Raw genomic sequence first — 14,978 nt, 5'->3', positions numbered from 1 at the left:
TAAAGTAGTTATTTATACTTTTTATGCATAATTAGGCCATATACAATATGTAAAATTCCAAAACCGATTGACCAAAAAAGCAATCCCCATCCTAAAACGAATAAGGCAATTAAACCTAATATGATCTGGCAATATCCTAAATATTTCACATCTGTTAAAGTATATCTTTCTGCGCTTACCAAAGCTAATCCATAGAAAATCAATGTTGCTGGAGCTATCCAAACAAACAAATGATGAAGAATTAAGGCTAAGCAAAAAATACCTCCTGTCGCTAACGGGACTGCAAAAGTAACTAAAAGTCTTTTAGTAGTCGCATCCCAAATCTTCAAACCTTTCTTTTTACTTTTATTCGCTGTAAAAACATATCCGCTTAAAACAGCCGTCACCAAAACAATAAGTCCTGTAAGAATCAACTCATTGGTAAGATCAGGAGTATAATTTAATCGTCCTCCGTTGATATAACTCACTTTTTCCCTTTCCATAGCATAATATGCGTAGCCGGCTCCCAAAAGTGCAACCGATCCGGCAACAACACCAGATAATCCGCTCAACGAAATAAATCGGGAAGAACGCTCCATCATGGAACGAATATGTGATAAGTCTTCGTGATAGTTTTTTGAATCCATAAAAAGAACTTTGAATTACAAAGTTATAATTTATTTTTAATCTGCAAAATGTTTTTGAAAAAAATAATGTGATTAACAGATCACCTCCATCCGGTGCTCTTTGGTGAATATTGATCTCTAGCTATTATCAGTTTGCTCGTCTGGAGTTCAGGATATTTAAATAGATATTCAGTACTATTTTCAAAACTTGGAATTGAGGAAAAAAGAAATCGACAGTATAATCCGTGAAAATCCAGCGATCTGTGGGAGAGAAACATACATGCATATCATGATGACCATAAAAAAAGCCGCTGAAGGTTTTCAACGGCTGATATTCTGTGTAGAGAAAAAATTACTTCGCTCTCAACCTTTCTTTAATCGCTTCTATATTCTTCTTGGCGGAATCTTCCAAAATAAGACTTGCACTCATGTGAATTCTTGCAGGCATTAATTCATTGAAATGATCCGTGCCTTCCCAAGATACTTTTTTAATTAAAGCTAGAGCCTCTTTACTTCTTGAAGCTAATGTCTGAAGGAATTTCTCCAGCTGTGCATCCATCTCTTCAATGCTTGGAGAAACTGAATGATAAATATTATGCTGTTCTGCCCACTCTGCCGATCTGAAATCGGCATCGATTGCCATTGCCGAAAATTGAGATTTCCCGATTTTTCGTTCAACATAAGGCCCGATCACAAAAGGCCCGATTCCTAAATTGATCTCCGTTAAAGCCAATGCAGAATCTTTGGTTGCAAAACAGTAATCTGCACCACAAGCCAGTCCTACTCCGCCACCGGTTGTTTTACCCTGAACTCGTACGACTACAATTTTACCACAGTTTCTCATCGCATTCAGAACTTTTGCGAAACCTCCGAAGAATTTTGTGGACGCCTCTAATTCTTCAATCGCCAATAATTCATCGAAACTGGCTCCGGCGCAGAATGCCTTCTCGCCTTCGCTTTTTACCAGGATGGCTTTTACCTCATCTTTGGCACCTTCATCAAGAATGGTTTGGGCCAGTTTTTCCAGGATTGCTCCCGGAAGAGAATTACTTTTTGGAGTTCCGAAAGTAATTTCGGCGATATTGTTTTTAAGTTCTGAAACTACGAATTCGCTCATTTTTATTTTAAATTGGATTTACACAAAAATACGAAATACCCTGCTATTCAAGGAAACAAAAAAAGAAAAATTACACCATCATACCACTCAGTACGTAGAAATACGGATCACTTAATTTGGTATTTTCTACTCTAACCATCCGTTTATATAAATTGTTCCTTTGAACTGTCATTAAGACATAAAATTTAACCTAACGGTGATCTCCGAAAAACCGGAAGAGAGTAGGAATATTTAAAACTCAAAAAAATAATATTATGGAAGAAATGATGGGAGTAATTAAACTATTTGCAGGCAATTTTGCCCCTAGAGGATTTATGTTCTGCAATGGAGCCTTATTAAACATTGCTCATAATTCAGCCCTTTACTCACTTTTAGGAACTACTTACGGAGGGGACGGGATTACAACTTTTGCATTACCGAACTTAAACGGACGTGCCCCCATTGGACAGGGAAGCTCTACAACAGGAAGATCCTATGTTTTGGGAGAAGTGGGAGGTACACCACAAACGACTCTTTTGGCAGCCAACCTGCCAAGCTTTGCCAGTCAACTGAAAATTTCCAATACAAACGCTACGAGTGTAACACCTTCGGCCACTTCGTCTATCGCCATTACAGGCCAGCCAAACGGAAGACAATTTGATACTATTCCGAGTTTCGCAGACGCAGATCCTACTCTAGCTATCAATGGAATGTCTGTAAGCTTTACAGGACAGAACATACCCGTAAATACCATGCCTCCTTACCTTGGACTTAATTATATTATCTGTGTGGAAGGTATTTACCCTTCTAGACCATAATTCACAGAAGTTTTAACAATAAAATTAAAATCATGGAAGAATATTTGGGAACTATTAAAATGTTTGCCGGCACTTTTGCTCCAAGAGGATTTATGTTTTGTAACGGGGCGATACTAAGTGTCAGCAGAAATACCCCTCTTTTTGCCATCTTAGGAAATACGTACGGAGGGGACGGAAAAACAACTTTCGCCTTACCTAATCTGAACGGGCGTGCTCCGTTGGGAACAGGAGAGGCTGATAGCGGAAAAAGTTTTGCTCTGGGAGAAGCAGCTGGCAACCCTCAGACCAATATTTCACTGCAAAATCTTCCGGGTTTTACCAGCCAGCTAAAGATTTCAGATACGAATGCTACGAGTGTTACACCATCTACAAATTCATCTATTGCAATAACAGGTTTACCAAACGGAAGACAGTTTGATGCAATTCCGAGCTTTGCGGACGCAGCACCGACGACTCAGATTAATGCAAATTCAGTGTCTTTTACAGGGCAGAATGTACCTGTAGATACAATGGTTCCTTATTTAGGAATGAATTATATTATCTGTGTTGAGGGTCTTTTCCCACCAAGAACTTAAAATAAAAACCTAAATTATTTCAATCATGAAAAGAACTACTATTTTACTAATCTGTAGTCTGCTCATTTCTACTTTTACATTTGCTCAGACGAGTACAGAACTTTTTGAAACCGAGTCAAACGGAAGCACAAGCTTTACGGATAATGGTGTTGTCTTTAATATTTTATCTACTGTGGCAACGTATGATATTCTTACTGCCTCAGGATTTGGATGGAATGGCACCGAAGCAGATAACAAATTTATCGATAATACAGGAACTGCTACTTCGCAATATGCTAATTCGTCAATGAGCATAAAAACAACTTCGAATTTGTTTAAAGCTAACAAATTCTGGGTGTATTTATCAGATAGGCTTAACAGTCTTGCTGCTCCCGGAACACTTACCGTAACCGGAAAACTCTCAGGAGTTACTAAATTCAGTACTACCAAGACCAACGGTTTTACAAGCTCCGTAAGCACAACAAATGGATTTACCTTAATTGATATGACCAATCTTAATGGTCAGAATTACTCTAATATCATTATTGATCAGCTTACCCTGACCATTGGCGGAGAATTCCGTTACATGGCATTTGACGCCTTCACATGGGTAAAAGACAGCAATATTGTCCTGGCAGCCAATGAAACAGGAGTTTCAAAAAAAGAGGTAACAGTTTATCCTAACCCGACGCACGGGCCTCTGATATTAAGTGCTGAAAGAAAGGCCAATGCCCAGATCTACAGCCAGGACGGCAAACTGGTAAAAACTGTAGAAATGCAAAAGGGTGAAAATACTACCGATATTTCGGAATGTCCGAATGGGATCTATATCATTAAAACCCCTTCGGCATCGACAAAGATTATTAAAAAATAATAATGATCTTCATTATTACATAACAATCAAAAACTAAAAACGGATACCCTTGAAAACTTTTGATTCTGATACCTACCCTCAAGGTTATCATCCATACGTGTGATGAAATTCCCTGATTGACTTCAGGGGATTTTTTACTCTAACCATTCCATATTCCAAAAGTCCATATGCATTCATCCTCTTAGCTTACAGGCATTCCACATCAGTACTGTATTAATGATATAACAGCTTAAAAAAATAAGTAAGCCATGAATTATAAAAGATTCTAATGACATAAATGACTAAATCCTTTGAAATGTTTTCAGAGGATTTATTTTTGACAAAGTTCACACATACAATAAATATCTTTTATCATTAAAAATTTTCTATATAATATAAAATTATTTCAAATTCATAAAAGACAACAGTCAAAAAACATTCACATTATCATCAAAAAATTAAATAGTTACACAACATTTTTCTTTTATTGTATTTGTTTTATATTTCTATATTTGTTTTTCATTAATATAAAAAATATACAATTATGAAAAATTTCGAAAAATTAGATCGTGAAAAACTTAAAACGGTAAAAGCAGGACAGGTCTGGTATGCGGATACTTCTTGTGGCGTGCAAGCTACTACAACTCAAGATTGGAGTGCTCAACAAGCTAATGAATGGCTTGAAAGACTTGAAGCATATTACTGTAAGCCTGCTACTCATTATGGACCGAGTAACAGTTTAGCTTAATTAATCAAAAGTTTATGCACTTATGGATTACAAATACCATAAGTGCAATTTCATAATTAAAATACTTCTCATGTACTATTGTAAAAAGTTACTTCAACTTTTCATCTTATTTTATAGTATTTTATCTTACGCTCAATCATATAAAGTTGATAGTTTACATGGTGAATTTATTTACTTGCTAAAAGCCAAATTTGATATCAGAACGAATTATAAACATGAAGAGCCTTTTTTACTACAAATAGGAGATGATCGTGCATTTTTTGCTAGTACAATATCCCTAAAAGGCGATTCTGTAATGGCAAACTCAGGAACATCAACAAAAAACCCTGATGGCAGCATCACTTTAGGCTTCAAAAAAGGAATAGCCATCCCAAAGACCAATTTGTCATTTACCATAATACAATCAAATGAAAATACTCAATACTTTCGTTTGATCGGGATGTCATTACTAACTTATAAAGAGCCGATAATAAAAGATTGGAAACTTTTAAATGAAACAAAAATAATTAATACAATTAAATGTAAAAAAGCTGAAATTACATTTAAAGGAAGAAATTGGGTAGCTTGGTATTCCCCAGAAATTCCTTTTCCTTATGGACCTTATAAATTTAGTGGGCTACCCGGATTAATTATTAAAATAACAGATGATAAGGGAGATTATGATTTTGAATTGGTAAAATCTGTTCCCTATTCTAAATTAAGAGGCAGATTAGTTAATATTAAGAAAAGTAGATATACTGAAGCTATAGAAACTACTCAGCCAAAATTAAAACAAGCTCTAAAAAATGCCGATATGAATGCAGCATCTGCGCTTGCAAGCTATGGAACTACCATTGTACAAGGGCAAGAAATTGCAAGGCAAAGAGAAAAGGAAAGGGAGGAGAATAGAAAATATGAAAATCCAATAGAATTAGAAAATGAATAGTTAGTGAAAATAAATTTTAATATTCAATAAATTATTTTTTTAAAGCTAAAATATACTTATCAATATACAATTGTTTTTCTTTGGACTTATATTGCTGAATATATCGAGGATGTTCCAAAACAGTTATTTTATCAAAAAGCTGGGCTTCTTTATTCAATTTTGAAATAAAATCGGCATTCTTTTTACCTAAAATAAAAACTTCTGAAGTATCGACATTTAAACTGATATGAAATTTTAAAGATTCGATCATAAAATCTTTCACCTTATTGAAAAGCTCCTTATCATCATAATAATTTGCATTCACCGAACCTTTTTTAGTTTCTCTAACAATGGCCAAAGGAAACGGCGAGTTGATATAAACATCGTGATAAAATTCTTCTGCTCCACCATATTCTTCAATCATATCATACATAAAAACAGAAGAAACTTCGTGGGTTCGGGCAGACTCCATTTTAATTCCGCAAACACTTTCCAGACGTTTGGTATCGGTAAACGGAACTCCGGTAACTCCCGCTCCGTGGCGACTTGGATTAATTCCGATTAAAAATTTTCTCTGATGAGAATCGTTATAATATTTTTGATAAAACTTTTGCATGACCGTTAATGTTTCGGGATTATCCAAATACGGATTAAGCACCTGAAAACCATCAGGAAGGTTTCCCGAATATTTCAAGTTTTTATTGAAATCAATAATCTGATTAGCAAAAGTTTTATTCATATTTATATTTTAGCGAAGAAAAACAAAATTTTCGGGTTGATCCTCTTCATCACCGTCTACATCATCCTCGTCTCCTTCTTCGCTTAGAGCCAACTCTATATCGATAAACTGAATATACAGCCCGCAAATATTATCATTCGCATCATATGCGAAATACACAGGATAGGTTCCATCTCCAAAACCGCTGGCAAACATAGGAATCTGAAATTCTGTATCGGGAACTTTCCAATTGATCCAGTCACCAGCCTCTCTTTGGTTGCTAGGATTTTTCTGATAATTTTGAGCAAAAAGTTCAGCAAAATAATCATCGTACATATTGTCTACATTCGATTCATCAACAAATTGATCCACAAAAGGAAGAACTTCTTTATCCGTAATACAGCCTAAACCGGCATCGACTCCAAAACCGAAATAATCGTCTTCGGCTACGTCTTCAAGTTCTTCAATTCCAATTAAAGCTTCTCTGTAAATAAGAGGTTTTTCTTTGGTAAATTCTACTTTTACCACCGCATATCGGTCGCCCCAGTCTTCAGATTTCACTACAGAAATCGTCACAGGAAAATCCCCTTTCGGAGCCTGAATAAAATAAGGAGATTGATGATTATCCAAAGAAACCAAGGGATCTCTCACAACAATTTTTCCGGAAGGAAAAGAAACATTTCCGATTTCCATGGTTTCTAATGGCTGACCTTCAATTTCATTTAAAGTAAAATAAGACTCAAGGTCTGTTGGGCAAACCAAAATATCTTTTACTTTTTCGTACTTCTGCATCCAGTTTTCGTTCATATTTTAATATTTTTTGAATTGATTTTAATTTTTAAAAATAAGGATCATTTATTCCAAATCAAAATCTTCTTCATTTTTTAAGCCTTTAATAAAAGTTTCAAAATCCTTTGCCAGAAAAATTTTCCTGTAATCATCTTCCTGATCAACATGCACTACTTCCGGCTCCCCAACTTTTCCACATTTAGAATAATCCAATAATATCATATCATGACCTGCAGAAGGGCAATCAGCAATGTAAACACCATCATTGGGATAGCCCCATTCTTCCATCATAAACTGGCTACCAAGTTCACCGCACACAGAGTAGGTTTTATTTCTTCCGATTCCCATAATTCCCGTAATGGCAACATGATCGTCTGCCCAGGAATTGTGTTCCGTTGTCGGGAAGCAGGATTTATCAACCAATCCTCCGTTTTGAATTTTCATTAATTCAATATAAGCAGCAGGAAGCTTGTATCCCAGCTCTTTCTCAATCGAAGCGATCATTTCATCATCAGGAAATTCTTCGATATAATCTCTCTCCGAATAGCTGCTTTCGTTCCAGAAACCGGTAAAGTCGAAGTTTTTGAAAAACTGTTGTTGCATATTATTTTGTAATTATTCTTTAAAAATAAAAAAACAGTCTCAAAACTGAAACTGCTTTTCGTATTATTTTAAATCTAAAATGTTAGTAAATATCCACATTCATAACAGAACCTGCATGTTATAAATCCATCATAATACCTCCGGCAACTAAAATGTAAAAAAAAGATATCCTTATCAAGTTTTAAAACCTTGACAAGGATATCTTTCAAGAATTTCTAATCTAAAAATCAAAGCTCAAAATCTATTATTTTTCTATGTGATGCCATGAAATTTTCTTTATCATCAAAAAATTCAATAACTTCATTTCGCTTTAATAAAGTCTTCGAATTACTTAGAATAGACTGATAAGATGAAAAACGATATTCTGAAAAATCATTTATAATCGAATGATTGTGTGGATTCTGATGGATATAAATAATTATATTAATTAAATGGTGATTCTATTAATGCACCATGTCTATTATTCTCTTTATTAAAAGCCTGTGAGTAAGAATTAAAAATTCTCGAAAATTGTTTTGAAAAGATATTCTGTGGAGAATGAAGCCCGAATTCAGCCTTATCAAGGTTTTGAACCTTGACAAGGCTATGCAACTCATTATCTGATTTAACTTTAATTAAAAAATGAAAATGATTCGGCAAAAGGCAGTAAGCATATATTTCACAAACAGGAATTAACAATTCTGATATTTTCTTTAAAAAGAATTTATAGTTCCGTTCAGATTTAAATATATTTTCTCCGTTAATACCTCGATTATAAATGTGGTAAAAACAATCGGCATCAATAGATGTGGTTCTAATATCTTCCATTACATTTGTGGTTTTTATACATCCTTGTCAAGGTTTAAAACCTTGACAAGGATACTCGTAAAGGTAAAAAAATCCCTTTCAGTAAAAACCGAAAGGGATGATAAATTTATATTTTATTTCGAATCAAATTAATCCAAACTGTTCAAAATGGTGAGTAAAATGCTTCTTATGCATCAATTCCCACATTTCTTTATTCAGTTTTCCGAATACAAAATTCATGTGTTCTGCATGCGGATTTTCTTTATAATAAATCGAAAATCTCTTCAGATTATCCATGAAAGAAATCTTTGCAGCTTCCAGATTTTTATGTCTTAATTCTAATAATTTCTCGTCATCCGCAAGGAATGGTGCAGGGAAATCTTTCGGCATTTTTCTGTGATTGTACAGAGAATCCTGCCATTTTTCCAACTGCTCTTCCGGAGTGAAACATTTTTCAGCTTCCGGCTCGCCAAGGCTTACCAAAACGCCATGTTCCAAATGCTCGATCATTTGCTGAGGAGACATTTTACCCCAATTGGGCTGAGTAGAATCCGTTAAACCATTTAAAGTTTTCTGAATATTTTTTACATTTAAATCGATGAAAGGAGAATGTTTAGCCACCAAAGTCAAAATTGTAGCCACACAAACGATTTCATCTCTTTGATTCACTACTTCAACCAGCCATTTCACAACACCGGAAGGAATGTTTCTTCCTTTAACTCCACGATTGATTTTCTCTTTCGCCGTTAAATAAACCGTAATCGTATCTCCCGCATAAACAGGTTTGAAAAACGAACAATTTTCCAATCCGTAATTTGCAATAACAGGTCCTTTTTTCCCTGAAACGAACAATCCAGCCGCCGCAGAAAGGATGAAATATCCGTGAGCAACGGTTTTATCGAAGATCGTTCCTGTTAAACTTGTTGCATCTGTGTGTGCATAGAAATGATCCCAAGAAACATTAGAGAAATTTACGATATCGGCATCCGTAACCGTTCTTCCTGCAGTTTCCAAAGAATCTCCAACCTCAACGTCCTCAAAATATTTCTGGAAAGGATGTTTATCTGAATATTTTTTCTCAGCACCTTGCTGATAGATTTTAGTAATCGCCGTTAATGTATCCGGAGAACCCTGAATCGCCGTTTTTTGAAGGAAGAAATGAAGACCGCCTAAACCGCCCATTTCCTCACCACCACCTGCTCTACCGGGACCACCATGCATCAACGTCGGAAGCGGAGAACCGTGACCTGTACTTTCTTTCGCATTATCTCTGTTTAACACGAAAATTCTTCCGTGTTGAGAAGCCATTTTCCACGAAGTTTCTGCCACGAAATTGTCATCGTGAGAAATGATAGAACCTACCAAACTTCCTTTTCCTCTTTTCGCCAACGCCGCTGCTTCTTCCGCATCTTTGTAAGGCATCAGTGTAGAAACCGGACCGAAAGCTTCGACATCGTGAGAGATATTTTTTGTAAACGGAGAATCGTTTAAGAATAATTTCGGACTCATAAATGCTCCATTTTCATAGTTTGCATCTACCAATTCGTGTTGCCCGTCGTAAACTAATTCTGTTTCTGCTTTTAATAAATCAACTTTTCTTAAAACCTCATCATACTGCTGTTTTCCAACCAAAGAACCCATTCTTGTTTCTCTGCTTAATGGATTTCCGATTTTTGTCTGGTCTAAAGCCTTAGATAAAGCATTCTGAACATCACCGATTAAGTTTTCAGGAACGATAATTCTTCGGATTGCCGTACATTTTTGTCCCGCTTTCGTGGTCATTTCGTTACGAACTTCTTTGATGAATAAATCAAATTCCGGAGTTCCCGGTTTTGCATCCAAACCAAGAATCGAACAGTTTAAAGAATCTGCTTCCATATTGAAACGAACCGCATTGCCTGCAATTGATGGTAAAGATTTCAATTTTCTACCCGTCGTCGCAGAACCTGTGAACAAGACAGAATCTCCATCCTGAATATAATCCAGAACATTTCCGGGCTCACCGCAGATTAACTGAACAGCTCCTTCCGGAAGAACTCCGCTTTCAATCATATCCTGAAAAACGGCGTTGGTTAAGTAAGAACCAAACGGTGAAGGCTTCACGATTGAAGGAACACCTGCTAACAATGATGTGGATAACTTTTCCAACATTCCCCAAACCGGAAAGTTATAGGCATTGATTTGAACTGAAACTCCTTCACTTGGCGTTAAAATATGAGTTCCCAGGAAAGTTCCGTTCGCAGAAATTTTCTGAGTTTCTCCATCCACCCAAAACGGAGTATTGGGAAGCATTCTTTTTGCCAATCCTGAATAGGTGAAGAAAGTACCGAAACCTCCTTCGATATCTACCCAAGAATCTGCATAAGTTGCTCCCGTTTTATATGATAATTCGTAATATTTTTTCTTTCTCTCTAAAAGGTAAAGCGCTACTTTTTTCAGCATTTCTCCACGATCGTAAAACGTCATCGAAGAGAGATTTTTGTAACCTACCGTTCTTCCGTAATCCAAAGCCTGCTCGAAATTCAGCCCTTCAGTATCGGAAATGGCAACCTGCTCACCGTTGACAGCATTGTATAAAGGAATTCCGTTTCCAGTGCCTTCAATCCATTCGCCATGAATGTAATTTTTTAACTTTTCCATATAATATTTAATTTAACAATGTATCAATTTAACAGTTTACCAATAATTGTTACACTGATACATTTTTAGATTGTTATATTTTTAATTTTTCGCTTCTTGATACGGAAACAATTTCACCAAACCTTCATACAAACTTCTGTGAAGAATCGTTGCATGATTGTCTGTTTCCATCATTTTATATTCTAAAGTCCAATTTTTTTTGTTCGCTTTTTTCAAAACATCAAATAAATCTTCAGCATCTTTTACCATCACCGGATGTTCACCTTTTCCGACAGAAACATAAACGAATTTTTTCGTGTCCTGAATTTTGGCTAATAATTGAGGAGCCTGTTTTAAAAGACTTTCATCATCCCACCATAAACTTGGACTGATGATAAAATAGTTATTAAACATTTCCGGTTTTTTCAACAGAATTTCCGTGGCTAACAGTCCGCCCAATGATTGCCCGAATACATATTTATCGGTAGTTTTAAACTGACTTTCAATATAAGGTTTCAATTCTTTCTCCAGAAAACTGATGAATTTATCCGAATGTCCCGTTGTAGGATAATCTTTTTGTAAATCTTTTAAATCCGTATGAAAAGTAAAGTCTCTTTTTCTGTCAATATTAGCAATTCCGACCACGATTGTTTCCGGCATGGAATACATCTGATTGAAGAATTGAACTAAACCCGTCACGTGAATAAAATCTTCATTCATGCTTCCATCTAAAAGATAGATAATTGGGTAAGATTTTGTTTTGTCGAAATTTTGCGGAAGATAGATATTTAGTGTTCTTTCTTCGTTTAAAATTTTAGATTCTATGGTTCTGATTTCTCCAATAGTTAATGGTTTTACATTTCCAGTCTGGGCAAAAGCGACAGATTGAAATGTAAATAAAATTGTGGAGATAATAAGAAGTTTTTTAATCATGCTTTTTCTTTCTTAAACACTTTTTCAAAACCTCATAGGTTTTAGAAACCTATGAGGTTTTGATTGAGATCATTATTTCACATCATCCCAAATGCTGTAATCAACAACTTTTGTAGGAATCTGTTGTACATATTCTGAAAAAGGTTCGCAAGGCAAGATCGCATCTTTACCTTCTCTTGCCAATTCCTGATATAATCTTGTTCCTTGCGTTTTCCATTTGATCATCTCATCGGAAACATCACGGATGATTTTTGCCGGACTTCCAACGATCAGTTTTCTAGCATCACATCTGAAATTGGCAGGAACGAAAGCCAACGCTCCGATGATACATTCATCACCGATAACGGCTTTATCCATTACGACTGCGTTCATTCCAACCAAACAATTTTTTCCGATATGTCCGGAATGAATAATCGCTCCGTGACCGATATGCGCCGATTCTTCCAAAATGGTTTCAATCCCCGGAAAAACGTGAAGGGTACAGTTTTCCTGAACATTCGCACCGTCTTTGATGATAATTTTCCCCCAGTCGCCACGAATAACCGCGTTTGGACCAATATAAACTTCCTCTCCGATTTCCACATTTCCAATGATCACCGCTTGTGGATGAACGTAAGCGGAAGGTTTGATGATGGGACGAATTCCGTGATATGAGTAGATATTCATAATTTTTTTCTTAAAAAATTAATGTAATAATGTATCAATGTAACAGTTTACCAGTGAAATGCTTCGACAAGCCTAACATCACAGACCGCAAAATTGTTACATTGATACACTTTTATATTGTTATATTATTGAAAAAGTTATACTTTTTCAATCACCATTGCATAACCTTGTCCGACACCGATACAAAGGGTACACAAAGCATATTTTTTATCTTGTTTTTGAAGTTCCATGGCTGCAGAACCAACGATTCTCGCTCCTGAAACTCCAAGTGGATGACCGATTGCAATAGCTCCTCCGTTTGGATTTACTCTTGAATCATCATCTTTTAAACCTAAAGTTCTCGTTACGGCTAAAGCCTGAGCTGCGAATGCTTCATTCAATTCAATGATGTCCATATCATCTAATGAAAGATTCAGTCTTTTTAGTAATTTCTGAGTCGCTTCAACAGGTCCGATTCCCATAATTCTTGGCTCAACACCGGCAACAGATGATCCTAAGATTTTAGCTTTTGGTTTTAAACCATATTTTTTTACTGCTTCTTCGCTTGCTAAAATTAAAGCAGCTGCTCCGTCGTTCATTCCCGAAGCATTTCCAGCTGTTACTGTTCCTTCTTTTCTGAAGGCCGGACGAAGTTTTCCTAATCCTTCCATTGAAGAAGTTGGTTTGATGAATTCGTCTGTATCGAAGATTTTCGGTTCGCCTTTTCTTTGTGGAATTTCAACTTTTACGATTTCTTCCGCCAATCTTCCGCTTTCCTGAGCTTTCGTCGCTTTTTGTTGAGACCAAAGGGCAAATTTATCCTGATCTTCACGGCTGATATTATGCATATCTGCTAAATTTTCAGCGGTGTCTCCCATTCCATCAACCCCGTATAATTCTTTCATTTTAGGATTGACAAATCTCCATCCGAAGGTCGTATCAAACATCTGACTATCTCTACCGAAAGCTGCACTTGGTTTTGACATTACATAAGGCGAACGCGTCATGTGCTCTACTCCACCTGCGATGTAAATTTCACCTTCACCGGAAGCAATCGAACGGAAAGCATTCGCCACCGCCGACATTCCTGAAGCACAAAGTCTGTTAACCGTTTCACCACCGATTTTATAGGGAAGCCCAGCCAATAAAAGTCCCATTCTTGCTACATTTCTGTTATCTTCACCCGCCTGATTCGCACATCCGAAAATAACATCCTCAATTTCGTCCACAGGAACTTCAGGGTTTCTTGCCACCACTTCTTTAATCACCACCGCTGCCAAATCGTCCGCACGAACTTCAGAAAGTCCTCCGGCCAATTTTGAGATGGGCGTTCTTACATAATCTATGATATATACGTTGTTCATAATAATTCAATTTAACAATCTAATAATGTAACAGTGTAACAATCATTTGTAGACTGTTACCTTGGTACATTGTTATACTAATTTTTCAAGCTTGTACTTAATATTTTATAAATAATTTTTCCAATCTCAGTAATCTGAAGTTCTAACTTTTCATCGAATGGATAAGTTTTAGAATGTTTACAGAGATAGAGCCAATATTTTGTTTCTTCTAATTCTTTTGCTGCAATTTTAATTTTATTGATAAAATCATTCTTGCTGTGTGGGTTTTGTGCTTCAAACGAGTTAGCTCCAATGCTAGTTCCGGAACGTAACAATTGTTTAGCAATAACAAATTTTCTTTTTTCATCTAACAGTTCACAAAATTCAATTATATCTAAAGAAAACTGAACTGTTTTGGAAATTAATGGGTTGTTTTCGAAGTTTATCATTTGTGTTAAAAATTAATTTATTTCATATCATTGGTAAATTGGTAAATTGGTACACCGATACATTGTTTCATTGTTACATTGTTACATTGTTACATTGAGCCTATAGCTCCGTTACTTTTTTCCCGATTTTATACACTGTTCCAACAAATTTTGCTACCTGATCGTTATTTTGATTGGTAATTTTAATGTCGTAAATCGCCGTTTTTCTGGTATCATTTACCAAAACACTTTCTGCTCTGAAAATATCTCCTTCCCTTCCGGCTTTGGTAAAATTGATGGTTACACTTAATGCAACCGCTGCGTTTCCGTCATTGTTTGATGAAAAAGCAAATGCAGAATCTGCAAAAGCGAATGTTACTCCTCCATGAACTGTTCCCAATCCGTTGAGCATTTGTTTGGTGATTTCCATTTCAATCAAAGAATAATTTTCTTTAATATCAATGATTTTTATTCCTAAAAATTGGGAGAAATAGTCTTTCTCCATCATATAATCTACAACCTGTCTCGGATTCATA

At 35.9% G+C, this 14,978-nt stretch carries 17 protein-coding genes; 5 read left to right on the top strand and 12 right to left on the bottom strand.

The features are described from left to right. Positions 1 to 8: 8 nt before the first annotated feature. Both VUJ46_RS18200 and VUJ46_RS18195 read right to left on the bottom strand, forming a co-directional pair. The gene (locus VUJ46_RS18200) at positions 9 to 626 is read right to left on the bottom strand and encodes a hypothetical protein (protein WP_326982121.1); all 618 of its coding nucleotides are present in this window, start codon (positions 624 to 626) and stop codon (positions 9 to 11) included. Between the two features lie 331 nt (positions 627 to 957). Continuing rightward, positions 958 to 1,722: an enoyl-CoA hydratase/isomerase family protein gene (locus VUJ46_RS18195; RefSeq protein ID WP_326982120.1), complete on the bottom strand. Its 765-nt coding sequence runs from the start codon at positions 1,720 to 1,722 to the stop codon at positions 958 to 960. 254 nt (positions 1,723 to 1,976) lie between these two features. Here VUJ46_RS18195 and VUJ46_RS18190 point away from each other — a divergent pair, with 254 nt between their 5' ends. The 5 genes from VUJ46_RS18190 to VUJ46_RS18170 all read left to right on the top strand — a co-directional run bounded on the left by VUJ46_RS18190 (position 1,977) and on the right by VUJ46_RS18170 (position 5,599). Then, a complete protein-coding gene (locus VUJ46_RS18190) occupies positions 1,977 to 2,519 on the top strand; it encodes a phage tail protein (protein WP_326982119.1) in 543 nt (180 codons plus the stop codon). 32 nt (positions 2,520 to 2,551) lie between these two features. Next, a complete protein-coding gene (locus VUJ46_RS18185; RefSeq protein ID WP_326982118.1) occupies positions 2,552 to 3,094 on the top strand; it encodes a phage tail protein in 543 nt (180 codons plus the stop codon). A gap of 25 nt (positions 3,095 to 3,119) precedes the next feature. Next, complete coding sequence (locus tag VUJ46_RS18180) at positions 3,120 to 3,947, top strand: T9SS type A sorting domain-containing protein (RefSeq protein ID WP_326982117.1); 828 nt, start codon at positions 3,120 to 3,122, stop codon at positions 3,945 to 3,947. Between the two features lie 523 nt (positions 3,948 to 4,470). Then, positions 4,471 to 4,674, top strand: coding sequence for a bacteriocin-like protein (locus tag VUJ46_RS18175; RefSeq protein WP_326982116.1), 204 nt, complete (start codon positions 4,471 to 4,473; stop codon positions 4,672 to 4,674). A 70-nt stretch (positions 4,675 to 4,744) separates the two neighbouring features. Continuing rightward, a complete protein-coding gene (locus VUJ46_RS18170; protein ID WP_326982115.1) occupies positions 4,745 to 5,599 on the top strand; it encodes a GLPGLI family protein in 855 nt (284 codons plus the stop codon). A gap of 31 nt (positions 5,600 to 5,630) precedes the next feature. Here VUJ46_RS18170 and VUJ46_RS18165 read toward each other — a convergent pair whose 3' ends face one another. The 10 genes from VUJ46_RS18165 to paaI all read right to left on the bottom strand — a co-directional run bounded on the left by VUJ46_RS18165 (position 5,631) and on the right by paaI (position 14,977). After that, positions 5,631 to 6,317: an SMUG2 DNA glycosylase family protein gene (locus VUJ46_RS18165; RefSeq protein WP_326982114.1), complete on the bottom strand. Its 687-nt coding sequence runs from the start codon at positions 6,315 to 6,317 to the stop codon at positions 5,631 to 5,633. A gap of 9 nt (positions 6,318 to 6,326) precedes the next feature. Next, a complete protein-coding gene (locus VUJ46_RS18160) occupies positions 6,327 to 7,103 on the bottom strand; it encodes a DUF4241 domain-containing protein (RefSeq protein ID WP_326982113.1) in 777 nt (258 codons plus the stop codon). A gap of 48 nt (positions 7,104 to 7,151) precedes the next feature. Further along, positions 7,152 to 7,688, bottom strand: coding sequence for an SMI1/KNR4 family protein (locus VUJ46_RS18155; protein WP_326982112.1), 537 nt, complete (start codon positions 7,686 to 7,688; stop codon positions 7,152 to 7,154). A gap of 423 nt (positions 7,689 to 8,111) precedes the next feature. Further along, entirely contained in the window at positions 8,112 to 8,495 is a 384-nt protein-coding gene (locus VUJ46_RS18150; protein WP_326982111.1) for a transposase, read from the bottom strand. A 123-nt stretch (positions 8,496 to 8,618) separates the two neighbouring features. Continuing rightward, positions 8,619 to 11,114: a phenylacetic acid degradation bifunctional protein PaaZ gene (gene paaZ / locus VUJ46_RS18145; protein ID WP_326982110.1), complete on the bottom strand. Its 2,496-nt coding sequence runs from the start codon at positions 11,112 to 11,114 to the stop codon at positions 8,619 to 8,621. 81 nt (positions 11,115 to 11,195) lie between these two features. Then, the gene (locus tag VUJ46_RS18140; protein ID WP_326982109.1) at positions 11,196 to 12,026 is read right to left on the bottom strand and encodes an alpha/beta hydrolase; all 831 of its coding nucleotides are present in this window, start codon (positions 12,024 to 12,026) and stop codon (positions 11,196 to 11,198) included. 72 nt (positions 12,027 to 12,098) lie between these two features. Further along, positions 12,099 to 12,692 (bottom strand): acyltransferase, encoded by a 594-nt coding sequence (locus VUJ46_RS18135; protein ID WP_326982108.1) that lies wholly within the window; start codon positions 12,690 to 12,692, stop codon positions 12,099 to 12,101. A gap of 137 nt (positions 12,693 to 12,829) precedes the next feature. Beyond that, positions 12,830 to 14,035, bottom strand: a complete 1,206-nt coding sequence (gene pcaF / locus VUJ46_RS18130) for a 3-oxoadipyl-CoA thiolase (protein WP_326982107.1) — start codon at positions 14,033 to 14,035, stop codon at positions 12,830 to 12,832. A 77-nt stretch (positions 14,036 to 14,112) separates the two neighbouring features. After that, positions 14,113 to 14,463 (bottom strand): four helix bundle protein, encoded by a 351-nt coding sequence (locus tag VUJ46_RS18125; protein ID WP_326982106.1) that lies wholly within the window; start codon positions 14,461 to 14,463, stop codon positions 14,113 to 14,115. A gap of 100 nt (positions 14,464 to 14,563) precedes the next feature. Further along, a complete protein-coding gene (paaI, locus tag VUJ46_RS18120; protein ID WP_326982105.1) occupies positions 14,564 to 14,977 on the bottom strand; it encodes a hydroxyphenylacetyl-CoA thioesterase PaaI in 414 nt (137 codons plus the stop codon). Position 14,978: the final 1 nt, after the last annotated feature.

The organism is Chryseobacterium sp. MYb264 (assembly GCF_035974275.1).
In the GTDB taxonomy this organism is placed as follows: domain Bacteria; phylum Bacteroidota; class Bacteroidia; order Flavobacteriales; family Weeksellaceae; genus Chryseobacterium.
This window is presented reverse-complemented; position numbering and strand designations above follow the sequence as displayed.

Bases quoted from the DNA above. Each gene is read 5' to 3' on its own strand.
- VUJ46_RS18200 (WP_326982121.1), bottom strand. From the start codon at position 626: ATGGATTCAAAAAACTATCACGAAGACTTATCACATATTCGTTCCATG.
- VUJ46_RS18195 (WP_326982120.1), bottom strand. From the start codon at position 1,722: ATGAGCGAATTCGTAGTTTCAGAACTTAAAAACAATATCGCCGAAATT.
- VUJ46_RS18190 (WP_326982119.1), top strand. From the start codon at position 1,977: ATGGAAGAAATGATGGGAGTAATTAAACTATTTGCAGGCAATTTTGCC.
- VUJ46_RS18185 (WP_326982118.1), top strand. From the start codon at position 2,552: ATGGAAGAATATTTGGGAACTATTAAAATGTTTGCCGGCACTTTTGCT.
- VUJ46_RS18180 (WP_326982117.1), top strand. From the start codon at position 3,120: ATGAAAAGAACTACTATTTTACTAATCTGTAGTCTGCTCATTTCTACT.
- VUJ46_RS18175 (WP_326982116.1), top strand. From the start codon at position 4,471: ATGAAAAATTTCGAAAAATTAGATCGTGAAAAACTTAAAACGGTAAAA.
- VUJ46_RS18170 (WP_326982115.1), top strand. From the start codon at position 4,745: ATGTACTATTGTAAAAAGTTACTTCAACTTTTCATCTTATTTTATAGT.
- VUJ46_RS18165 (WP_326982114.1), bottom strand. From the start codon at position 6,317: ATGAATAAAACTTTTGCTAATCAGATTATTGATTTCAATAAAAACTTG.
- VUJ46_RS18160 (WP_326982113.1), bottom strand. From the start codon at position 7,103: ATGAACGAAAACTGGATGCAGAAGTACGAAAAAGTAAAAGATATTTTG.
- VUJ46_RS18155 (WP_326982112.1), bottom strand. From the start codon at position 7,688: ATGCAACAACAGTTTTTCAAAAACTTCGACTTTACCGGTTTCTGGAAC.
- VUJ46_RS18150 (WP_326982111.1), bottom strand. From the start codon at position 8,495: ATGGAAGATATTAGAACCACATCTATTGATGCCGATTGTTTTTACCAC.
- paaZ (WP_326982110.1), bottom strand. From the start codon at position 11,114: ATGGAAAAGTTAAAAAATTACATTCATGGCGAATGGATTGAAGGCACT.
- VUJ46_RS18140 (WP_326982109.1), bottom strand. From the start codon at position 12,026: ATGATTAAAAAACTTCTTATTATCTCCACAATTTTATTTACATTTCAA.
- VUJ46_RS18135 (WP_326982108.1), bottom strand. From the start codon at position 12,692: ATGAATATCTACTCATATCACGGAATTCGTCCCATCATCAAACCTTCC.
- pcaF (WP_326982107.1), bottom strand. From the start codon at position 14,035: ATGAACAACGTATATATCATAGATTATGTAAGAACGCCCATCTCAAAA.
- VUJ46_RS18125 (WP_326982106.1), bottom strand. From the start codon at position 14,463: ATGATAAACTTCGAAAACAACCCATTAATTTCCAAAACAGTTCAGTTT.
- paaI (WP_326982105.1), bottom strand. From the start codon at position 14,977: ATGAATCCGAGACAGGTTGTAGATTATATGATGGAGAAAGACTATTTC.